Raw genomic sequence first — 2,501 nt, 5'->3', positions numbered from 1 at the left:
TTTTAGTGGCACAACATCACCGAAATGGGTGGCACATATACACCGAAATACACAGAATAATACGATGCATAAAAAATACAGGCCCCAATGGGTAATACCTTTAATAATACGATGAAGTTATCCATTACAGTTGGACCTCCACCACCCAAAATGGCAGCTGTTATGGACAGAAGTTGGAATCCAAGAATTATCAATAAACTTGTAAACGTCCAAAATAGCAGATGAAACATTAATAGAATCGACTTTCTCATAATTTTAAAATTTTAATTAAACATACTTCAAAAGTCGTTGTAATTAAATCTTCTATAAAATAAGTTCTGCATAATCAAGTTTTCTATCTGCAAAATGAACAATCGAAGCTGCTATCCAACTTGGGCATAACGTTCACTGGATGAAGTGTGCGGAGATTTCATGAATCAAGCTTCTCCAATCGCCGCAGAGCCAAATCTTATATTTGTTATTATCTTTTCATTTTAATGCCAAATCTAAGATTTGGCGGTGTTCAAACGCCCTACCTAACATTCAAAACATCACGAACTCCGCATGATTTATACCAGATTGTTGTGCTTAGTTATTTAACTATCTCAAGATCAAACAAAACTATCGCTTCAAGAGCCGATGAAGCTCCTTCAAATGTAAATGAAGTCAGACTTTTAGAACTAGATGTTCCTACCGAACTAAATTTATTGTCTTTGTCAATAGTTTTGTACTTAAATGTAAAGTCATATCCTAAATTACTCTTTGTAATTAGAGATATTGTTTCAGCTCCACAACAACTAATCTCACTAAACTTAAAAACAATTGTTTCTGTCGATAAATTGTCAAGGTTTACATTATTAAATGCAGTATTATAGTCTAATATTCCTGTAATTTTTGATTGGGATAGAAATTTGTGATTATTCAAATTCTTTCCGTCAATTATTGAACCAATTACAACTGAATTTCCAAAAGGAATAATTATTTCGTCATCTGATATTTTCAGAACGGGTTTCTGACTAAAAGTCGTTAGTGCTGAGAAACTGATCAATGCTAATGTTAAAAAAAATAATTTCATTAAATTTTGTTTTTAGGTTAATGATTTGGTTTACTGTGTATTAATGTGTGTAAAGGGAGATGGTTTACAGTTGTACAAGTCACATGGTTTACACTATGTGGGCGATTAAAAGAGTAATCTTATCAAAGCGCTAAAGAAGCAAGCCGAGTGAAATTGTTTATATTTTGAGCAAACCAATTTTAATTGGCTTGCTGGTGTTTCTTAATTGCACTAAACTTTCAAACAGCTCATCCGCGCCCATGAAATTTAGCTTTTGTTACCTGCTGTTTTTTATTTTTTCAAATTTAATTACTTCCTTATCGCCAGGATTATATGATTTTCGATTTCTTCTATAACGTTCAATTATCAATTTGTCTTCATTTACTTCTAGAATTTTCCAAACTCCATTTTTTGTATTTATCTTTTCAGGGAAATAAATAAAATTATTAGTAGAGTTCAGTTTCCATTTTTTTGACTTTATCTTTCCATATTGCTCAATCTCTAAAGAATCAGACTTGACTCTTAAATACAATTTTGAGTCGACTCCTTCAAGATGTCGTGGTAGTGGAACTCCTTGTCTGTTTTGAAATGGACACACCCAGTTTCCGATTATTCCACTAGTATCTTTAACATTCTCAATATTAGTCATTTTGAAATCTTTGATTGTTGTAAAGAATAGTTTAAGAAATATTTCATTTTCAAAACTATAATCAATCAAAAATGGTGGCGATTCGGATTGATCAAACACTAAAAAGTCAAATGATTTATAACTATTAATAGCCCATTTTGTCGAACGATAATTCGTGTTAAATACATTTCCAATATGCAACATCAATGAATCATTAATAAAATCAATAGAGTCAGCATAGTTTGGACCTGTCAATGAGAAAGCTTTATTCTTAATATCAATCTTGAAATTATTATTATCGGGGAGTCTTTTAAACACCAAATCACGTTCATAATTTGAACAAAAATTTAGTACTAGACTATCTTTTGTCAAGTTTTTTACAAGAAACGTGTCAGAATCCAATGTTAATGATTTGCCATTAAATGAATATTTTAATATTTGCACAGAGTCCCTTTCTTCAAACATTGGATAATCAAACGTTTTATAAATCAGCTCGGCCTTTGAAATATCCAATAATAATCTCATGGAGGATAAAAGTGGTTCATCACCAGAATAATGTACCTGATATGCACCAATCCAAACTCCTTCTAATTCATTTTCTGATTCACATGAAATCAAAATGATTAAGCTAAATAATATGTAGAATGCTCTTTTCATAAATAGCAGGTAACGTTGATAATATGGGGCGTTTGGCATTTCAAGGCTCCAAAGTATCAAACCGCTATATATTTTATTAAATGTTAACACGCTCAAATTTAGCACTATCCGCCAAATGACCTATATTTATTGTGTGTGCCCTGCATGAGCATGATCACACCCACCGAAAGGTTGTTGAAAATG

General features: G+C 31.7%; 3 protein-coding genes. All 3 read right to left on the bottom strand.

What is annotated here, in order from left to right; all coding sequences use genetic code 11:
- Positions 1-2: 2 nt before the first annotated feature.
- A complete protein-coding gene (locus QUH73_RS20615; protein WP_289532333.1) occupies positions 3-251 on the bottom strand; it encodes a hypothetical protein in 249 nt (82 codons plus the stop codon).
- A gap of 320 nt (positions 252-571) precedes the next feature.
- Positions 572-1,054 carry a hypothetical protein gene (locus tag QUH73_RS20610; RefSeq protein ID WP_289532332.1) on the bottom strand — a complete coding sequence of 161 codons (483 nt, stop codon included), beginning with the start codon at positions 1,052-1,054 and terminating at the stop codon, positions 572-574.
- 256 nt (positions 1,055-1,310) lie between these two features.
- A complete protein-coding gene (locus QUH73_RS20605; RefSeq protein WP_289532331.1) occupies positions 1,311-2,318 on the bottom strand; it encodes a hypothetical protein in 1,008 nt (335 codons plus the stop codon).
- Positions 2,319-2,501 lie beyond the last annotated feature (183 nt).

It is taken from the genome of Labilibaculum sp. K2S (genome assembly GCF_030372765.1).
Classification (GTDB): domain Bacteria; phylum Bacteroidota; class Bacteroidia; order Bacteroidales; family Marinifilaceae; genus Labilibaculum.
Note: the sequence above shows the minus strand (reverse complement) of the source record. Positions and strands in the feature narration are given on the sequence as shown.